The organism is uncultured Rothia sp., from assembly GCF_916715725.1.
In the GTDB taxonomy this organism is placed as follows: Bacteria; Actinomycetota; Actinomycetes; order Actinomycetales; family Micrococcaceae; genus Rothia.
In genome coordinates, this window is record NZ_CAKAPD010000011.1 from 21,965 (window position 1) to 41,327 (window position 19,363).

Annotated in this window: 16 protein-coding genes; 8 read left to right on the forward strand and 8 right to left on the reverse strand. The window is 60.1% G+C overall.

Features of this window, described 5'->3' with window-relative positions; genetic code table 11:
- Positions 1-98 precede the first annotated feature (98 nt).
- From dapE to QZ822_RS06950, 4 genes are all read left to right on the forward strand, one after another.
- Positions 99-1,277, forward strand: a complete 1,179-nt coding sequence (gene dapE / locus QZ822_RS06935) for a succinyl-diaminopimelate desuccinylase (RefSeq protein WP_294643567.1) — start codon at positions 99-101, stop codon at positions 1,275-1,277.
- 104 nt (positions 1,278-1,381) lie between these two features.
- Entirely contained in the window at positions 1,382-1,783 is a 402-nt protein-coding gene (locus QZ822_RS06940) for a taurine ABC transporter substrate-binding protein (RefSeq protein WP_294643569.1), read from the forward strand.
- A 5-nt stretch (positions 1,784-1,788) separates the two neighbouring features.
- On the forward strand, positions 1,789-3,135 hold the full coding sequence (locus QZ822_RS06945) for a hypothetical protein (RefSeq protein WP_294643571.1): 1,347 nt from the start codon (positions 1,789-1,791) through the stop codon (positions 3,133-3,135).
- Positions 3,136-3,414: 279 nt separating this feature from the next.
- Entirely contained in the window at positions 3,415-3,792 is a 378-nt protein-coding gene (locus QZ822_RS06950; protein WP_096741066.1) for a twin-arginine translocase TatA/TatE family subunit, read from the forward strand.
- An 89-nt stretch (positions 3,793-3,881) separates the two neighbouring features.
- Here QZ822_RS06950 and QZ822_RS06955 read toward each other — a convergent pair whose 3' ends face one another.
- The 3 genes from QZ822_RS06955 to QZ822_RS06965 are packed head-to-tail and all read right to left on the reverse strand — an operon-like array spanning position 3,882 to position 7,312.
- Positions 3,882-5,084 carry a P-loop NTPase gene (locus QZ822_RS06955; protein ID WP_294643573.1) on the reverse strand — a complete coding sequence of 401 codons (1,203 nt, stop codon included), beginning with the start codon at positions 5,082-5,084 and terminating at the stop codon, positions 3,882-3,884.
- Positions 5,074-5,991 carry a DUF1003 domain-containing protein gene (locus QZ822_RS06960; RefSeq protein ID WP_294643574.1) on the reverse strand — a complete coding sequence of 306 codons (918 nt, stop codon included), beginning with the start codon at positions 5,989-5,991 and terminating at the stop codon, positions 5,074-5,076. Before QZ822_RS06960 ends, QZ822_RS06955 begins: the two co-directional genes overlap by 11 nt.
- Positions 5,984-7,312, reverse strand: coding sequence for a magnesium transporter MgtE N-terminal domain-containing protein (locus QZ822_RS06965; RefSeq protein ID WP_005508498.1), 1,329 nt, complete (start codon positions 7,310-7,312; stop codon positions 5,984-5,986). Before QZ822_RS06965 ends, QZ822_RS06960 begins: the two co-directional genes overlap by 8 nt.
- 130 nt (positions 7,313-7,442) lie before the next feature.
- On the opposite strand from QZ822_RS06965, the gene QZ822_RS06970 reads away from it, so the two are divergent.
- Complete coding sequence (locus QZ822_RS06970) at positions 7,443-8,465, forward strand: hypothetical protein (protein ID WP_294643576.1); 1,023 nt, start codon at positions 7,443-7,445, stop codon at positions 8,463-8,465.
- A 159-nt stretch (positions 8,466-8,624) separates the two neighbouring features.
- Here QZ822_RS06970 and QZ822_RS06975 read toward each other — a convergent pair whose 3' ends face one another.
- The gene (locus QZ822_RS06975; protein ID WP_294643578.1) at positions 8,625-10,154 is read right to left on the reverse strand and encodes an aminopeptidase P family protein; all 1,530 of its coding nucleotides are present in this window, start codon (positions 10,152-10,154) and stop codon (positions 8,625-8,627) included.
- Positions 10,155-10,370: 216 nt separating this feature from the next.
- Here QZ822_RS06975 and QZ822_RS06980 point away from each other — a divergent pair, with 216 nt between their 5' ends.
- From QZ822_RS06980 to QZ822_RS06990, 3 genes are all read left to right on the forward strand, one after another.
- Complete coding sequence (locus QZ822_RS06980; RefSeq protein WP_294643581.1) at positions 10,371-11,339, forward strand: PHP domain-containing protein; 969 nt, start codon at positions 10,371-10,373, stop codon at positions 11,337-11,339.
- A gap of 192 nt (positions 11,340-11,531) precedes the next feature.
- Complete coding sequence (locus tag QZ822_RS06985; protein ID WP_294643582.1) at positions 11,532-12,359, forward strand: S-layer homology domain-containing protein; 828 nt, start codon at positions 11,532-11,534, stop codon at positions 12,357-12,359.
- Between the two features lie 630 nt (positions 12,360-12,989).
- Entirely contained in the window at positions 12,990-13,829 is an 840-nt protein-coding gene (locus QZ822_RS06990) for an S-layer homology domain-containing protein (protein ID WP_294643583.1), read from the forward strand.
- A gap of 132 nt (positions 13,830-13,961) precedes the next feature.
- On the opposite strand, the gene QZ822_RS06995 is transcribed toward QZ822_RS06990, so the two are convergent.
- From QZ822_RS06995 to QZ822_RS07010, 4 genes are all read right to left on the reverse strand, one after another.
- Positions 13,962-15,233, reverse strand: a complete 1,272-nt coding sequence (locus tag QZ822_RS06995; protein ID WP_294643584.1) for a site-specific DNA-methyltransferase — start codon at positions 15,231-15,233, stop codon at positions 13,962-13,964.
- A gap of 8 nt (positions 15,234-15,241) precedes the next feature.
- Positions 15,242-16,969 (reverse strand): DEAD/DEAH box helicase, encoded by a 1,728-nt coding sequence (locus QZ822_RS07000; RefSeq protein ID WP_294643592.1) that lies wholly within the window; start codon positions 16,967-16,969, stop codon positions 15,242-15,244.
- A 482-nt stretch (positions 16,970-17,451) separates the two neighbouring features.
- Complete coding sequence (locus QZ822_RS07005; protein ID WP_070507618.1) at positions 17,452-17,679, reverse strand: DUF3107 domain-containing protein; 228 nt, start codon at positions 17,677-17,679, stop codon at positions 17,452-17,454.
- A gap of 286 nt (positions 17,680-17,965) precedes the next feature.
- Positions 17,966-19,228 carry a glutamyl-tRNA reductase gene (locus QZ822_RS07010; RefSeq protein WP_294643593.1) on the reverse strand — a complete coding sequence of 421 codons (1,263 nt, stop codon included), beginning with the start codon at positions 19,226-19,228 and terminating at the stop codon, positions 17,966-17,968.
- Positions 19,229-19,363: the final 135 nt, after the last annotated feature.

A 19,363-nucleotide genomic window follows, 5' to 3' on the forward strand; every position in this document is an offset into this window, starting at 1 on the left:
AGTTTTGGGGCTTGGCACACATTCAAGACCGTCTCATATGCTCGATATGGGAGTTATGGGCGCAGGTGTGTGTACCGGGGAACCTGTAAGGTGGAAGGATGAGCGTTTCCCCGAATATTTCTGAGCGTCACCCTGTACCGCAACCGCCCCTGAACCTGGACGTGTCCATGCCCGAGCTGACGCGTGCCCTGCTGGATTACGAGTCGGTTTCTGGTAATGAACGAACGATTGCCGATGCCGTGCACACGGCGCTGTCGTTCTGCCCGCACCTGCACCTGACCCGTGACGGGGACGCCATTATTGCCCGCACCGAGTTCCCGCCGCTACCCGGCGCTGAGGGGGAACGCACCCGCATTATTCTTGCCGGTCACCTGGACACCGTGCCCCTGCCCACCGTCGAGGGCTCGCTGGGCACCGTGCCGTCCACGGTACGTGAAGAGGACGGCCACAGCGTGCTCTACGGCCGCGGCGCCACCGACATGAAGGGCGGCGTGGCGGTCCAGCTGAAGCTCGCCGCCGAACTGACCGCGCAGGACACCGACTACAACCTAACCTACATCTTCTACGACAACGAAGAGGTCGCCAGCGAACTCTCCGGCCTGGCGCGTCTAATTCGTAACCACGGTGAGCTCATCACCGACGCAGACTTCGGTGTGCTACTTGAACCGACCAACGGCACCATTGAGGGCGGCTGCAACGGCACCATGCGTTTCTTCGTGCGCACCCGCGGCCTTGCCGCCCACTCGGGCCGGGCCTGGCGCGGCGAGAACGCAATTCACGCACTGGCACCGGCGTTGGCGGCGCTCGCCTCCTACGAGCCGAAGACCATCTCTGTGGAGGGCCTGGACTATCGTGAGGGTCTGAATGCGGTGCAGATTTCGGGTGGTGTTGCCGGTAACGTGATTCCTGATGCGGCGGCAATGCACGTGAACTACCGTTTTGCCCCTGATAAGACCCTGGATGAGGCGGTCGCCCACGTGCGTGAGGTCTTCGCCGGCTACGAGCTAGATTTTGTGGATCTTTCCCCGGCGGCACGCCCCGGACTGGACACCCCGCTGGCGGCTTCCCTAATTGAGGCGGTGGGGCAGGAGCCTCAGCCGAAGTACGGTTGGACGGACGTGGCGCGCCTGAGCGAGATCGGTATTCCCGCGGTGAACTTCGGCCCCGGTGACGCTCTGCTGGCTCACACCGATAACGAGCACGTGAGCTTTAGCCAGCTGACCCGCTGCCACGCCGATTTGCGTGCCTGGCTGCTCAGCGACCGCGACGAGGACTAGCCGCGGCGCTAACTCTGTTGGTGCTGATTCTGCCGGTGCTGGCGCTACTATTTGAATTTAGGTGACCGTCAGGGGTTGACGGTCCTGCATGATATGAGATTGACATGAACTTTCTTCTGATTCTGCTTGCCCTGCTGATTTCGGGCATTGCGGTGCTCTCCGTTGTGGCACTCTCCGGTGAGCGTGCCGTGCCCGGTGCCGCGTTCTTCAGCGGTGTGGGCCGTGATGGTCTGGGCACCTTTGACCGTGTGGAGGATTTCGGATTTATCGCTCCTCTTGTCGGTGCACCCGAAGATAACAAGGCACTCGAGAACGCACCCGCCGCGGAGGCTGCCGCTTCGACCGCAGAATCCGCTGATGCTAGCGCGGTTGTCGCTGAGCCGGTGCGCCGCGGCGCGGTTCCACTGGCTGATGATGCGGAGAGCACCCTGAGCGCTCACGAGTTCGTGGAGAAGCGTAAGAGCCCGCAGGCTGAGGGTGCGTCTTCGGCGGCTGAGGGGAGCTAGCGCCGGTGAGTGTTTCGCCTGAACGTACTAACTCTTCCCCCGCGCAGGATGCTGCTACCCCCGCCTCCGACAAGGAGCAGAGTGAGTCTTTTGATGAGCTCCTGACCTGGGCGTACACCGCCGCCGGTGAGCGCCTGCACCGCGTGGGGGAGCGTCTGCGTGCCCTGCCCGCGTGGCTGTCGGTGCTGCTGATTTACGGTCTGTCCCGTGTGTGGGGTTTCATCGTTTTTGCCGTGGTCGGTCAGCAGCAGCTGCGTAGCCCCTGGGGCCAGCACCTGGACTATCTGTCGTTCATTAGCATCTGGGATGCCGGCTGGTATGAGCAGATTGCGGTACAGGGTTACCCGAGTGAGCTGCCGGTGAACGCGGCGGGTGTGGTGCAGCAGAATCAGTGGGCGTTTTACCCGATTTTTCCGCAGCTTTCCGGTGCTATTAGCCATGCGACGGGCATCGGGTACTACCCGGTGGCGGCGACGGTTGCTCTGCTTGCCGGTTTCGCGGCGGCGTGGGTGATTTACCTGCTGTTTGAGGCGTCGTTGAAGGCGACCGGTTTCAAGAGTGAGGAGTCGCCTTCTGCGCTGTCCATGTGGGCTGTGGCGTTGGTGTCGTTCTTGCCGGTGGCGCCGGTGCTTCAGGTGCCGTATGCGGAGTCGCTGAACTTGGTGTTCCTTGCCGGTGCGCTGTTGTGCTTGGTGCAGGGACGCTACGGCCTGTTGGTTCCTGTGGCGGCTTTGGCGTGTCTGTCCCGCCCGGTGGGTGTGCCTCTGGGCGCGGCTGCCGGCTTGTGGTGGTTCGCGTGCTGGGTGCGTTCGAGCCGCCAGTCCGGTATTGGCGCGGCGTTTGTGCGCCATTTGGGGCAGCTGGTGAGCGCCCTGGTGGTGTGTGCGTGTGCGCTGGTGTGGCCTGCGATTGCGTGGTGGGCTACGGGGCGTGTGGATGCGTACACCGCCACGGAGACGGCGTGGCGCGGTACGCATTTGGCGCCGATTCAGCCGTGGCTGTCTCAGGGTTACTTGTACTTTGGGTATGCGGCTCCGGTGCTGCTGACTCTGCTGATTTTGGGCTTTATTGCTCTGTGTTTGAGCCCTCTGGCGCGTAGGGTTTTGGCGGCTCCGTTGAACCTGTGGTGTCTGAGCTATTTTGCGTATTTGATTCTGTTTTTGAATCCGCAGTCGTCGACGTTCCGCCTGTTGTTGCCGTTGTTCCCGCTGGTGATTGTGGTGGCGGCGGCGAGCCGTTCGCGGGCGTATCGTTGGGCGCTGTTGGTGGCGGGTGCGTGCGCGCAGTGGGGCTGGGTTGGCTGGCTGTGGCATTGGAAACAGCTCCCCGGCGGTGGAGATTACCCGCCGTAAACCGCTGATTCTTTCTAACGGGTGTTTGAGACCGCCGGTGTGCTGCCGGCGGTCTTTTGCGTTCGGGAGGCGGGCGTGCCTGCGGTTGGAGCCGCAGCGTTTTAACCCGGCGGTGGAGATTATCCGCCGTAAACCGCTGATGTGGTGTTCTTAGCCGTGGGCGCAATGCCCTTCCGCGGTGCGGTAGCGTACGCCTTCTGCTTGTCCAGAGCTTAAAGACACGTCCAGAAAGCGCCGCGGGTTCGGCGGCACCGGCCCGGAACTGATAATCTATATTCTGTGTTTGGTATTAGTGGCACCGAGTTGATTATTTTGGCCATCATCACGTTCGTGGTGATCGGTCCCGAACGCATGCCCGAATACGCCCGCCAGATCCGTGAATTCGTCAAGACCGTGCGCCGCATGGCGTTCGATGCGAAGGACGACTTCAAGGAGGCCCTGGGCGAGACGGGTCTGGAAGATATTAACTGGCGCCAGTACGACCCCCGCCAGTACGATCCGCGCGTGATTGTGAAGCAGGCATTCGCTGAGGATGACGCTGAGCGTGAGCGTGAGGCGAGGGAACGTGAAGAGGCGCTGCTGAAGGAGAAAGAGAAGGCTGAGAGCCGTGCTCTTCCGCGAGGCGCATACGCCCCCTTCGACGTGGACGCAACCTAAGATTTTGAAACGAAAGAACCCCGCACCGGTGATGGTGCGGGGTTCTTTCTATATCAGCTTTTGACCGTCAGCTTCTAGGCGCTCAACCTCTAAACGAAGAGCGGCAGGCTCTGACCCGCCCTCGACTCACCGGACTGTAACAGCTGTGAGGCGATGGACTGGATTTCCTCGGCGGTGGGGGAGTCCGGGTGACCCCAGACGACGGGCATGCCGTCGTCGCCGCCGGTACGCAGGTTCACGTCCAGAGGGACGGAACCGAGCAGCGGTACCGGGTAGGAGAGCGCCTCCGAAAGACGCTCAGCGAGCACCTGACCGCCGCCAGAACCGAACATGTCGAGCACGGTGCCGTCCGGCAGGGTCATTGCCGCCATGTTCTCGACCACGCCCACGACCTTCTGACCGGTCTGCAGACTCAGGGTGCCGGCGCGCTCCGCCACATCCACGGCGGCGTGCTGCGGGGTGGAAATGAGCACCAGCTCCGCATTCGGCAGCAGCTGAGCCATGGAGATGGCAATATCGCCGGTACCGGGCGGCAAATCGAGCAGCAACACGTCCAGGGCGCCGAAGTGCACGTCCATGATGAACTGCTCCAGGGCGCGGTGCAGCATGGGGCCGCGCCACGCCACCGGCTCGTTGCCCTTGAGGAACATGCCGATAGAAATCACGCGAATAAAGCCGCCGTTGACCTTCTGCTCACCCCAACGCTGGGCGGGGGCGGGCACATCCACGGTCGGAGGAAGAATCAGGTCATCCAGGCGGGTTGGGGCATCAGTAATGCCCAGCAGACCGGGGATGGAGAAGCCGTGCACATCCGCATCAATAATGCCCACCGCAAGCCCGCGCGAAGCGAACGCCGCGGCAAGATTCGCGGTCATGGAGGACTTACCCACGCCGCCCTTACCGGACACCACGCCGAACACGCGGGTCAGCGAACCGGGCGCGGTAAACGGGTTGGAACGCTCCGGCTTGAGCATCGAACGCAGGGCGGAACGCTGCTGCGGGTTCATCGCACCCACCTGCAGCTGCACACGCTCAATACCCTCAACGGTGGCGGCGGCGTCACGAACCTGCTGCTCGATGGTGTTCTTCAGCGGGCAACCCTCAATGGTGAGTAGCACCGTGACCTCAGCCCAGTGGCGGCCGGGAATCGGCTCACCGTGCTCATCCAGTTCAGGATGCACGAGCGCAGTCTCCACCATGCCCAGCTCCGTAATGGGGCGGCGCAGTTCGGGATCCTCGACGCGGGCAAGCGCCGCGTAGAGCGCATCCTGCAGGGGCGAATTAGCGGTCACGGGCGCCTCCCTCACGGGTGCGCTCTGCCTGCTGCTGTGCCTGCTGGGATTCGCGGCTCTGAGGCTGGCTCAAATCGCCTCGGTGGGGATCCTGCGCGGAGTCCTTCGCAGGGCGTTCGGCCTTGTCAGAAGCCTGCTCGGTACCGTTCTCGGTGCCTTCAGAGCTCTTTCCCTCAGCGTCCTGCTCCTCGGCGTCCTTTTCCTCGCCCTCGGAGATATCGATATCGTCGATAGCCTCCTCCAGGTCCTCAATGTCCTCACTGATGTCCTGCAGCTGCTCGGCGTGACGCTCCTGCTCCTGCGCAATGTTCTGCAGTTCCTCAAGAATGTCACGCAGCTCACTACGGACGAAGTCACGGGTCGCAACCTCACGCAGAGCAATACGCAACGAAGCGATCTCGCGGGTCAGGTACTGGGTCTCCTCCAGGTTCTGCTGGTCACGCTTACGGTCCTCAGAGGCCACCACGCGGTCGCGGTCATCCTGACGGTTCTGCGCCAACAGCAGCAGGGGAGCAGCGTAAGAAGCCTGCAGGGACAGCATCAGGGTCAGCAGGGTGAAGTTCAGGCTACGCGGGTCGAACTGCATCTCCTCCGGCGCCAGGGAGTTCCACGCCAGCCACACGCCACAGAAAATGGTCATCCACATCAGGAACTGCGGGGTACCCATGTAGCGTGCGAAACCCTCGGTCATGCGGCCGAAAGCGTCCGGGTTGGGGCTCGAGAACAGCTTCGGCTTGCGGGTGCCGGGGGTGCTCAGCTGCGAGTCGCTACGCTGCGGGCGGGAGTCGCCGCGCTCGCGGTTGCGTTCAGCGTACTTCTTCTCCAGGCGGTCCTTGAGGATGCGCGCCTTATCGATGCGGGGGTTCTCTTCGGTACGGTTTGCGTCGCGGCGGTTCGAATCAGGCAAAGCGTCGTCCTACCTTTCGTACGGGAGTTCCATCATCGTAAGTGCGCCAGTCTTCGGGCAGGAGCGCATCGAGCACGTCGTCGATGGTCACTGCGCCTACCAGGCGGTGCGATTCGTTCACAATGGGAACGATGGTCAGGTCATAGGTCGCCAGCACGCGTGCTAGCTCTTCCAAACTAGCCTGGTCAGAGACAGGCTCAGTGTCGGTATCGAGGATGTGACCAATCGGCTCGCTCGGCGGCACACGCAGCAGTTTCTGCATGTGCACCAGGCCCAGGTACTTGCCGGTCGGCGTTTCTAGGGGCGGGCGGGTCACCATGACGGCAGCCGCCATCGCCGGAGGGATCTCTTCGGCGCGGATGTGCGCGAGCGCCTCCGCGACGGTCGCCTCCGGGGAGAGGATGATCGGCACCGGGTTCATGAGCGAACCGGCGGTACCCTCGTCGTATTCGAGCAGTCGACGCACGTCGTCTGCTTCGTCGGGTTCCATGAGCTCGAGCAGCTTTTCACGCTGTGCGTCGTCCAGTTCGATAAGCAGGTCGGCGGCGTCGTCCGGTTCCATCTCTTCGAGGACCTGCGCGGCGCGCTCGTCGTCCAGGTGCGACAGAATCTGCACCTGGTCCTCGGCGGGCAGCTCCTGCAGAACGTCCGCGAGGCGTTCATCCTGCAGCTCGGCGGCGATTTCGACCATGCGCTTATCGCTCATCTCGTGGATAGCATCCGCAAGGTCGGCGGGCTTGGAGTTCTCGTGGTTCGCCACGAACGCGGTTGCCGCCTGCGGTTCCACGTCGGTGGAGAGCACCGCCTCGTCCCAATCGACGATGAGGGTCTCCTTGGAACGGCGGCGCCACGTGCTGGAGGAGGAGCTGACGCGCGAAACGAACAGCTCGGTCACGCCCCAGTCGCCGTTGCGGCGCTGCTCAATGGCGACGTCCTCAATGACGGCGTCGCCGCTGCCGTCGAGCAGACGCACGCGGCGGTCAAAGAGCTCACCGACGATGAGAGTCTCAGAGTTGCGCTGTTCGAAGCGGCGCAGGTTCACCAGGCCGGTCGAAATGATTTGTGAAGCGTCGATACTTCGCACACGGGTCATGGGCATGAACACGCGTTTCTTGCCGAGCACCTCAACGATGATGCCGACAACAATGGGTTCGCTGCCCTTGGCGGGGCGGGCGCCCGCAATGGATGCGCCCAGGCCGCGTTTGAGCACGACGACATCTCGGAGACGGCCGAGGCGGTCACCGAAAGGGTCAAAAACGTCGAGGCCCAAAAGGCGGGCAATGTAAATCTTGCTGGGGGTGCTGAACTTCGAATTGCTCACCTCTCTAGGGTACGCCCCGCCGCGGGGATTCGCACTTTGAGAAGCCTAATTGAACAGGTGCTCGCTACGCCTGTAGAAGAGCTGACTGCCCACCGGGTCCAGGGTTAGGGCGGGCGGTAGAATAGGAGCCATGACTTCTAACCTGCCGAATATTCCCTCGACCCCGCCTTCTTCATATCTGGCATCGCGCCTGGCGCAGGCTCAGGGCAAGCCCCTGCCCGCCGGTGAGGCGATCGCCTCCTTCGTTCGTCACGATGATGCGCTCGCCGCTTTTGACGTGCTCAGCGAGCAGGATTATCCGGTGACGGCGCTGTACCTGGTCAATGACGGTATCCGCCAGGTGGAGTACCCGGTGCCGTTGCCGTATGGTCGTATCTTGACTTTTGCAGCGCTTCGAGGTGCAGGATTCGGCGCGTTTTTTTCATTGCTGGTTATGACCTCGACTAATGATTCCTCTGCTATTGAGGCAATAAAGTATGTGCTGCTGTCGGTGGCTATGTTTGTGCTGTGGCAAATGTACGTTCTGCGTCGCTCCCACGGCAGTCGCCACCCGATACGTACTGAATCAATCCCCTCGCGTACCGTGATGTACGCTCTGCCGGAGTACGCTCAGGATGCGCGCCGCGTGCTGGGTGCGCATCCTCGCTTTTCGGCGGCGGTTGCGGCTGCTCGTGCGGCGGCAGCCCCGGAGGCTTCGCAGGCGCGTGCCGCTCAGAGCACCGTCTCGATGAATGGTGCGCCGGTTCCGACCGGCGCCCCGAAGGCTCCCTCGTACCGTGCGCAGGCGGGTAGCCAGCCGGCGCCGAACCAGAACCTTCCCGAGCGTGATGCGACCGCGCAGAATGCGATGGCTCAGAGCGCGGCGCAGAACATGCCCGCACCGGTTGCCCCCGCACAGCCCGCACAGTCCGCTCAGCCTACTCAGTCCGTACAGTCCGCTCAGCCTTCCGAACAGGAACATGCAAGTACTGACCAGGCGACCGCTCAGAAGTCAGATACGCAGAAGCGCCCGGCGCAGCGGTACGGTCTGCGCGTGGACGACCCGGAAGAATACGCGAAGCTGATTCAGCCCAAGCCGCAGCGTCCGACCCCGCGCCCGCAGGGCCTGCACGATAAGCCCTCACACGATAAGTCCTCGCAGGACTCCGAATAACCGAACCTGCAACGGCGGTAGCCGCCCGTAGCGGCGGGAAATAAGCCAGGAAACAGGCAGAGAAGCAACATAGAAGACACGCGAAAGCCCCTCACCGAACAAATCGGTGAGGGGCTTTCCCTATAAGACGTTACTGACGTAACGGGGGGGGGCTAGGCGTTACTTCGCCAGCTTCGCCATCCACTCCTCAATGCCCTCAACGGTGCGGGGCAGAGCAGCGGAGAGGTTCACGTTGCCGTCCTCGGTGCAGAGCACGTCGTCCTCAAGGCGGATACCGATACCGCGGTACTCCTCGGGGATAGACATGTCCTCTTCCTTGAAGTACAGTGCCGGCTCAATGGTGAAGACCATACCCGGCTCCAGCTCAGCCCACATGTACAGTTCAGCCTTCGCCTGCGCGCAGTCGTGCACGTCCAGGCCCAGGTGGTGGCTGGTGCCGTGCGGCATCCAGCGGCGGTGCTGACCGCCCTCAAGGGTGAGGGAAACCTCGGCAGAAACCGGCAGCAGGCCCCACTCTTCCAGACGGTGAGCCAGAACCTCCATAGCGGCGTCGTGAAGTTCGTGGAACTTACGGCCCGGCTTAGCCACAGCGAACGCGGCATCAGCAGCCTCCAGCACAGCGTTGTAGACCTTCGCCTGAACCTCGGTGAACTTACCGTTCACGGGGAAGGTGCGGGTCACGTCTGCGGTGTACAGGGTGTCGTCCTCAACGCCAGCGTCCAGCAGCAGCAGCTTGCCGTCATCGACGGTGCCGTTGTTACGGATCCAGTGCAGGATGGTTGCGTTATTACCGCACGCTGCGATGGTGTCGTAGCCCAGGTCGTTACCGTCGGTACGTGCCACGGAGAAGAACGCAGTCTCAACGACGCGCTCACCGCGGTGGTGCTCCTTAGCCTTCGGCAGTTCACGAATGACCTCTTCGAAGCCCTTGACAGTCATGTCAACGGAACGCTGCAGGTTCTCAACCTCGATAGCGTCCTTAATCAGGCGAGCCTCGGAGAGAGCCACGGCCAGTTCGGAGTCCAGCTTGTCAGCCTGCTCCAGCTCCACGCCGGTGTTGTAGCGGGAGGTGTCAACCAGCGCGTCAACAGCCGGGTCAACGTTGCGGACCAGGCGGATGTTCACGCCGCCCAGGCCCTGGTTGCCGGCGTTCTTAGTGATAGCAACCTCAAGCTCGGACAGGTCGCGGGTACGCAGACCGTAACGCTCGGAGAATTCCTTCAGGGTGGGGCGGGGGCCAACCCAGAACTCGCCGTAGCGTGCATCCGCGTAGAATTCTGCGGTGTCGCGGCCAGCCAGCGGGCGGAAGTACAGGGTGACCTCGTGGTTGGAGCCGTTGTCGCCGGTACCCTCTTCGACGGGCTCGAAAATCAGCACGGCGTCGGGCTCGTGGTCGATGCCCAGACCGGTCTGGTGCGCAAACGCCGAGTGGGGGCGGAAGCGGTAGTCGCAGTCGTTGGAGCGGACCTTCAGCGGGCCTGCGGGCAGGACGAGGCGCTCGCCGGGGAATGCCTTGGAGATCTTGGCGCGGCGCTCAGCTGCGTAGTCTGCTACGGGCTCGCGGGTGTAGCCGTCATCTTCGGCAGGTGCCCAGTTTGCGGCAATGAATTCGGTGAACGCAGACGCCTTAGGGGTGCTGCGGTGGTCAGTCTTCTGAGCTTCGGTGCTCTTCTCGTTGTTCTCAGTCATGGGTTAATCATATCGCCTTCGCCACAGGTGGGCAGGTGTTTTAGCGCTTTTGACCATAAGAGAGGGCGCGGTGGGACAGAATATATCTTTGACCTGCGACCGGGTGCCTGATATTGCGCCGCCGATATTGGTAGGGTTGAATCAGAAGAGTAGATGACATGCCTTAAAACCCCGCTGAGGTGGCGACGAACTAGCAGGGGCGGGGAAGGAGAGAATATGACGCAGACAGAATACCGAAATAGCGCGCCTAATGCGCAGCAGGCACCGCAGCCCGCTGAATCGGGCGCGCCTGAAAACCTGAACCGTGCCGGGCGCTACGATCTGCATATTCACTCCGCTATCTCTGACGGCACGCAGAGCCTGACCGAGCTGGTGCCGCTGATTGCTCGCGCCGGGTTGGCTGGGTTTGCGCTGACTGATCACGATACGACGGCTGGTTGGGCGCAGGCGGCTCAGCTGGCGGGCGAGTACGGTCTAGATTTTCTGCCGGGTGCAGAGTTCTCTTGCCGTTACCGGTACACCGACGGTGAGGGCCGCGCACGCACGAAGACTATTCATCTGCTCGCTTATGGTTTTGACCCGGTGGGTTCGGAGTTGGCGCGCCGTGTGGAGGCGATTCGCGCCAGCCGTGAGGGCCGTGCGCAGGCTATTGTGGGCCGTCTTGCCGCCGACTACCCGCTGACCTGGGATGACGTGTTGGCGCAGGTGGGGGAGGGGAACACGGCGGTGGGCCGCCCCCATATTGCTGATGCGCTGGTTGCCGCTGGCGTGGTTGCTGATCGTTCTGAGGCTTTTGCGAAGCTGCTGTACACGGGCAGCCCCTACTATGTGCCGCAGGATGCGCTGGACCCGCTGGAGGCGGTGCGTCTGGTGCGTGAGGCTGGGGGTGTGCCGGTGATTGCGCATCCGATGAGTACGATGCGTGGACCTGCGTTGAGCCTGGAGTACCTGGGTTTGATGGTGGATGCTGGCCTGGCGGGTGTGGAGGTGTATCACCGTGAGAATTCCCCGGAGGACCGGGCGCGTCTGCTGGAGTTCATCGAGCATCAGCGTGCGGCGGGCCGTGAGGTGCTGGTGACGGGTTCGAGCGATTATCACGGTGCGGGTAAGCCGAACCTGCTGGGTGAGAATACGACGGATGCGGCGACGGTGGCGCGTATCCGTGAGCAGCTGGCGGTCCAGTAGTAAGACCCAGTAGTAAGACGAAAGAGTGCGGGGCGGATTCCCGGTCAAGGAACCCGCCCCCATTCTTTTGTTTTCACCCCATTGCATGTTCTTTAAATCTCTACCTGAAGGTTAGGATTTTTGATACGCTGAGAACGTTCTACTCATGAGGGTGCACAAAGATTGTGCCCCTGCCCTGTTTGTGAAGGAGCTATGATGCTTCGACAATTATTCACCCGCTCCACGAAGCGGGCTATCCAGGCTGGCGGCACGGTACTGTTGGCTGGTGCCATGGTGTGCGGTAGTGTTCCGGCGTATGCCACCGGGCATTTGAAGCCTCACGAGGTGACCCCTATTGTGCAACCGGACGAACCGGCAGTGACCTGTAACGACCGCGCAGAATATGAGTATTATCGGCAAGATGGCGAGTTGGGGCGTCGCGTTATCTTTAGTTGGGCACAGTGTGTTGGTCTGATTTCTGAGCGTCAGAAGTACCAAATGGTCAAGAAAGATAGTGTTATTTCTCGCGGCCAGTTTGTGGAGTATCTATACCGTCTGTCAGGTTCTCCTGAGGTGAAGAATCTTCCGGCTCAGTCTCCGTATGGTGATATTAAGACTGATGATCCGCGTTTTCCCGTGGTGATGTGGGCTCGTCAGCGGGGCATTACCTGGGGTTGGAGTGATGGAAATTTCCATTACGATACCCCTGCTAGTGAGGCTGCTACTGCCTTGATGGTGTATCGATTGGCGGGTAGTCCAAACGTAACGGTAGAAGTAGACGATCCTAATGCCTATTTCCTATATACTCCTTGGAAGGAAAAATGGCCGAATATGCCCTATAATTCGGAGCTTCATAAGGCATACACCTGGTTATACTATGGTCTTCAGAATCCAAATAATAAAGATTCTGTCGAGAACGTATCGTATCGACAGCATGGTATCGTATCACCTAATGATGAATTTGAGTGGTTGACTTACGCTACGTATGAGCAGGCCTTTGAAGTGATTCGTCTGGCAGATAAATCTTTCAAATTTAAATAAGAAACGTATCCCCGCTTATGTATCAATACATAAGCGGGGATATGTTTATGAATTTATTCCACAACTATATATTCTTTTTTATTGGAAGTTCCCACTGGAGTCTCAGTAGATTTATAGACATACTGATTAATTTCAATCTTGTAGGGTGGGTTCAGGGAATTTTTAATAGAAAACTTCCATTTATCGTTCAGAACCTTGGGTTTAGGTTTGTTATTGTCTTTGTAGTCCATGTGGCATTCGTCGTATGCGTTTGCTCCAATAATATTCAAACGCCTAACACTACCTTCAAGATAGAAGCCCCACAGTGAAGCGAGGATTCTTTCTAGGGGTACTTCTTGACTTGGCCCGTAGGGGTTGTCTGAGCGTACTCCCGTGAAAGTGCAGTCGCTAGCCCACGAGCTGATATACCAGTTCGCTGCCTCGTGATTACTTGCTGTGCCTGAGACTGCGTCATGCCAGCTGGAGGATTCACCGATACAGCCCTCATATTTATATAACACTCTTTTACTTTCGTATCATTACATGTTCCCTAAATCTCTACCTGAAGGTTAGGATTTTTGATACGCTGAGAACGTTCTACTCATTGGGGTGCACAAAGATTGTGCCCCCTACCCTGTTCGTGAAGGAGCTATGGTGCTTCGACAATTATTCACCCGTCCCACGAAGCGGGCTATCCAGGCTGGTGGCACGGTACTGCTGGCTGGCGCCATGGTGTGCGGTAGCATGCCAGCATATTCTCTTGGTGTTCTGAAACCTCGCCAAGTGACCCCTATTGTGCAGCCCAATGAACCGGCGGTGACCTGTAACGACCGCGCAATCTACGAATATAAGTACCTTCCGAATGCTTATGTGACTTACAGTCGCAATATTATCTACGACTGGGCTGAGTGCGTTGGTCTAATTTCTGAATACCAGAAGTATCAGCTAATCGAAGAAAACACCGTAATTTCCCGTGGCCAGTTTGTGGAGTATTTATATCGCCTGTCGGGTTCTCCTGAGGTGAAGAATCTTCCGGCTCAGTCTCCTTATGGTGATATTAAGACTGATGATCCGCGTTTTCCTGTAGTGATGTGGGCTCGTCAGCGGGGCATTACCTGGGGTTGGAGTGATGGGAATTTCCATTACGATGCCCCCGCGAATGAAACGACGACAGTAATCATGGCATACCGCCTAGCTGGTAGTCCGGCGGTCAAGCTACCCGATATGAATCCTCCGAATGAGGAAGAGCCCTGGACCAAGCGGAACCCCAACCTTCCTTACGGCTCAGAGTTGCATCGGGCCTATGTTTGGTTGAAATACACTGGAGCCGGCTCTGATAAGAAGTACACTGGCTTCCACGAATCGATTAGACACCATGACGTAGCGAGCATGGACTATGAAGGTCGACGAGTGAGCCAATGGACTTTCCAAGCAACATATGAACAGGCTTTTGAAGTATTGCGCATGGCAGATACTCGAGGTGCATTCTAAAAACATTTATAAAGAGAAGGCACCTTAGAACAGAACACTAGGGCAACACAAAAGAGTGTGGGGCGGGTTCCTTATCGGGAACCCGCCCCACACTCTTAACACGTGCTCTCACGAACGCGCAGACAAGACAGCCTAGACGCTCTCACGCGACGCATGATGCTGCAACACCGCACCCGCAGCCGCCGCATCCATCTGAGCAGCCGCCCGCGCTGCACGAGCCTTAGCCCGTGCCTGATGCTGACGCTGACGACGCAACTCATCACGACCATCAATACGCATCTTCTTATCCACCGCATCCATCGACCGGTGACGCACAAACCGGCAGGACGCACCCTCAACCGGTTGCGTAGTCTCCGTGAGCGTATCCAACACGGCCTTCAGCGCATGACGGCTCGCCGCCGTCAACGCATCACGACTCGTACCGCCACGAACACCCACCGTACGCTTCGGCGTGAACAGCACACTCGCCCCACGCGGAACACCGCGATACTCAGCGAACGACACCGGATCCACACCCAGACGCTTAGCCATCACCTCAATAGCCGGCGGATTCTGATCCACACACACGAACTTACGACCCAGCTGAGCCGCCGCCGCACCCGTAGACCCAGAACCAGCGAAGAAATCCAACACCCAATCACCCGGGCGGGAACTCGCCGCAATCATACGACGCAACAAACCCGTAGGCTTCTGCGTGGGATAACCCGTCTTCTCCTTACCCGTAGGCGACACAATAGTATGCCACCACACATCAGTAGGGAGCTTACCGCGAGAAGCCTTCTCCTCAGTCACCAAACCGGGAGCCATATACGGTTCACGATCAACCTCCGCAGTATTGAAGTAATAGCTGCGGTGATCCTTCGCGTACACTAAAATATTGTCGTGCTTCGTCGGCCAGCGGCGCGTAGACTTCGCACCGTAGTCATAAGCCCAAATCAGCTCATTAATGAAGTTCTCACGACCAAAAATCATGTCGCACATAATCTTCACATAATGAACCTCACGCCAATCCAGGTGCAGGTACAGGGTGCCGTCCTGCGCAAGCAGACGATGCGCCTGCTCAATACGCGGCGCTAGGAACGCCCAATAATCCTCGAACGAGTCGTTATAGCTCGCCAGAGTCTGCAGGGTGCTCGAATAGCTCTTGCCCTTAAAACCGGTGCGGTCACCCTTCTCAGAAGCCTCCGCGCTCAACGTGCGGCGCGTCTGCTTCTTACCCGTATTGAATGGCGGGTCAATGTAAATCACGGTGAACGCACCATCGGGCAGCTCACGCAGATACTCCAGGTTATCTGCCTGCACCAGCAGCGACGGGCCCTGCGGATCGAAAACCGTCGAATCCGTGCGGGGCGACTCAGCGGCAGGGGAGGGCGCGGCGGGCGCCGGGGATACTGAAATACCCAACCCCGGCCCTAGCCTTCAGAACCAGCACGGTCAGCGCCACGGCCCTTACCGCGAGAACCTTCAGAACGAGAACCCTCAGCACGCGAGCCTTCAGAACGGCGGCGGGTACGGCGGCGGCCCTCACCCTCCACAGGCTGACCCTCAACACGGCGGGTACGGCGACGCTGACGAGGCGCACGCTCAGAACGCTCCGAAGAACGTTCGGTACGCTCGGATGCGCCCTGCTCGTTACGCTCCGCACGCTCGGAAGAACGCTCGGAACGCTCAGTGCGCTTGCGGCCCTCGGAGCGGCTACGGCGCTCGCCGCGGCCCTCACCTGAACGACCGTCACGACCGCCGCGGGAACGGCGCGAACCCTTCTCGCCGTCACGACCGCCAGAACGACCACCATCGCGGCCACCGCGAGAACGAGCCGGACGGCCATCACGCGAGTCACGGGCGCTCTCAAAGAACTCATCGCCCATGCCCTCAGCCACACGCTCCTCGCGCGGCAGGCGGCCCTTAGTGCCAGCCGGAATGTTCAGGTCATGGAACAGGTGCTCAGAGGAAGAGTAGGTTTCAACCGGCTCAGGAACACCCAGCTCCAGGGCGTCGTTAATGACCTTCCAACGCGGCAGGTCATCCCAATCAACCAGGGTCACAGCGGTACCCTCATTGCCCGCACGGCCGGTACGGCCGGTACGGTGCAGGTAGGTCTTCTCATCCTCGGGCACGCGGTGGTTAATCACGTGAGTCACGTCTTCAACGTCAATACCGCGAGCCGCCACATCGGTCGCAACCAGAATGTCGACCTTGCCGGAGCGGAAAGCCTTCAGTGCCTGCTCACGCGCAACCTGGTTCAGGTCACCGTGCAGGGGAGCGGCAGCGAAGCCACGGTTCACCAGCTCCTCCGCCACGCGGGCAGCGTCACGCTTGGTCTTGGTGAAGATGACGGTGCGGCCGCGGCCGGTAGCGCGCAGAATGCGGCCAATCATCTCGTCCTTGTCCAGGTGGTGCGCACGGTAGACGACCTGGCGGATCGAAGCCTTAGTCTTCGAGGCGTCCTCGGGGTCAGCGGCGCTAATGCGCATGGGCTTGGTCATGTACTGGCGTGCCATCGCAATGACCGGGCCGGGCATGGTTGCGGAGAACAGCATGCTCTGGCGGTCCTCCGGCAGGTAGCTGAGGATCTTCTCAACCGACGGCTGGAAACCCAGATCCAGCATCTCGTCAGCCTCATCGAGGACCACGATCTTAACCTGCTTCAGGTTCAGGAAGCCCTGCTGGTACAGGTCGATGATGCGGCCGGGGGTACCCACCGCAACCTCCAGGCCGCGGCGCAGCAGCTCAGCCTGAGGCTCAATCGGCACACCACCGTACAGGGTGGCGACGCGGGCGTTGCGCAGCTTCGCAGCAATCGCCAGGTCCTCACCCACCTGAATAGCAAGCTCACGGGTCGGAACCAGAATCAGCGCCTGAGGTGCGCCGGGGTACTCCAAATCAGCCCAACCCTCATCGTCGCGGCCGACCACACGCTGAATGGTGGGCAGACCGAAGCCGAGGGTCTTACCGGTACCGGTCTTCGCCTGACCAATGATGTCCTGGCCAGACAGAGCCACGGGAAGAGTCAGCTCCTGGATGGGGAAGGGGGAGGTAATGCCAACCGCCGCGAGGGCGTCGCTAATATCCTGGCGAACGCCGAAGTCGGCGAAGGACTTTGCAGTCTGAGTGGTTTCCTGCGTGTTCGTTTCAGTCACTGGACCGTATCTTTCTACCCCTGCTCGGGGTGTGTTTCTCCCCGTAACGGGGTGTACCAGCCAGCGCCTCAATGATGGAGGCGGTGACGGGCGGGCGTCGAAAGCCGGCCGCGGGAAATTCTTACACGGGAAATTCTTACCGAAACGCCGCCTGCACGCATGAATAATACTCATGGTTGATTCATGATGAGAAGGCGGTGCAGCCTCGGGGTCTTGAAAGGGGTACGACCGGTCATTCACTTAACCCCTCAATATTAACCTGGATTTGCTTTCGGCGCACCCCCGACCGGTTGTGGTGTGCGCCCGTGATGGGCGATATACCGCCCCAAAACCGGGTGCCGCGAAGTTTTTGCGCGGGCGGTTTTAAAACGCAAAACCCCGCATTCGGCACGGCGTAACCATGTGGCGCATAAAGCGCGGTTACGCATCGTGACGGATGCGGGGGAAAGCTCAAGCTAAAGGGTAAACAGCTGCCGAACTAATTAGGCGCCGATACCGAAACCAACGTGACGCTTAGCGTCAGAACCCAGCTCAACGTAGCCAATCTGAGCGCCGGAAATCAGGGTGGTGTTGCCCTTATCATCCATAATCTGCAGCAGCGAGCCATCCTCAATAGCCTTCGAGACCTTCTCCATGAGGATTTCCTTAGCCTCACTGGTCTCAACAATAATTTCACGAGCAATGTGGCGAATGCCAATCTTGATTTCCATGAGTCTCCTCGCAGAATAGTCCGGCGCAGCCAAACATGCGCCGGGTATGGGAACTGTCTTATCTAGCATCTACTCTAGCGTGAATACGCCCATCGGCACCGTGAACGGGCGGTACTTCGCCGGGGGCTAATAAAATACTCACCGCCGGATGCGCGAAAACCCGCGCGAAACCCGTATGCAACACACGTAAAACCCGTGCGAAAACGGGGGTGGGCATGCGAAAAACGCCGGAAAAATACCGAAAAACGCCGAAGAAATACCGGGAAGAGCGGGGGAGAGGAGGCTCTTAAGAGTCCTCCACCTGAATACCGTAGAGAGTCTCCAGTGCCTGCACGTAATCCTCCGTGCGGCCCTCCGCCGCAAGCTTCTTGGCGCGCACCGTCGGGGTGTGCAGCAGGGACTTCACCATGCGGCGCATCGCCAGCTCAAACTGCTCCGTCGCCGCACCGCAACCAAACTGGCTGCGCACCTTCTCCAGTTCGGAATCCAGCACATCCATAGTGTGCGAGCGCAGCGCAACAATCGCAGAGTCAATCGTGCGGGAACGCTGACGAGATAGGAACGCCGCCAGCTCAGACTCCACAATGCGCGTAGCCGTCGCCACGGATTCCTCGGTCTCCTCGGGGGCGGCAAGGCGCACCGACTCGAGGGTAATCAGCTCAACATTCGGCAGGTCAGCGACCGAGGGGTCAAAGTCACGCGAAAGCGCCAGGTCGAGGATCGTGTGGTGGCCGCCCGGAATCTGCTCGGGAAGCAGCGGGTCGGATCCGCCGGAGCAGCCAATAATGACATCGGCAGAAGCCATGGCCTGCTCCATGCCGTCCACCGGCACCGCAGAAACCTCGCGCTTTGCCGCGAACTCGGCGGCACGACCCGAACGGGAATTGACCCAAATATCGGTGCAACCGCGCTCGCGCAGCGCCGCAATGGTTGCACCCGCGTAAGCGCCCGTACCAAAAATCAGGGCGCGTCGGGTCGACCAGTCCTTCTCGGCAACCTCATCCGCAAGATCCAGGGCAACAGACACAATCGAGCGGCCCTGGGCGCCAAGCGCCGTGTGCTGACCTACCTGACGAGCCGTATGCGCCGCATGCTCAAACAGCTGCACCAGCTCACCGGGAAGAGCCACGCCCTCCTCCTGAGCCTTCGCCTGCGCGGCAGCCAGGGCGCGGCGTACCTGACCGGCGATTTCACGCTCGCCAACCACGGCAGACTCCAGGCCGGAGGCGACCGTCAGCAGGTGGCGCGCCGCCTCCTCGTCTTCGAACAGGTCGAAGCTGGAGGCAACTAGCTCCTTATCCAGCCCGGAGGTCTGAGCAATCGAATCAACAATCAGCTCACGAACCATGGGGACATGGGCAGACACGTGCAGCTGAACATACATTTCAAGACGGTTACAGGTGGCAAGAACTACTGCACCCTTAACACCGAGCTGACGCGCTACATCCGCCGCCAGAACATCGGGTACACCGGAGGCACCGGCGCTCAACGCAGCGACGGTGGTCAGATCAACGGTGTGGTGCGATGCCACAAATGCATAAGTACTCACTAGAGATTAATCATAACCACGCCGACTAAGCCCCTGTAAAGCTCATAGAACCTAAGTTCACGGCTCCACGCGGCTTAGTGGGTGCCACATAGCGGACAGGAGGTGGGGGAATCTGCCGGGGTGTTGGTGCGGTAT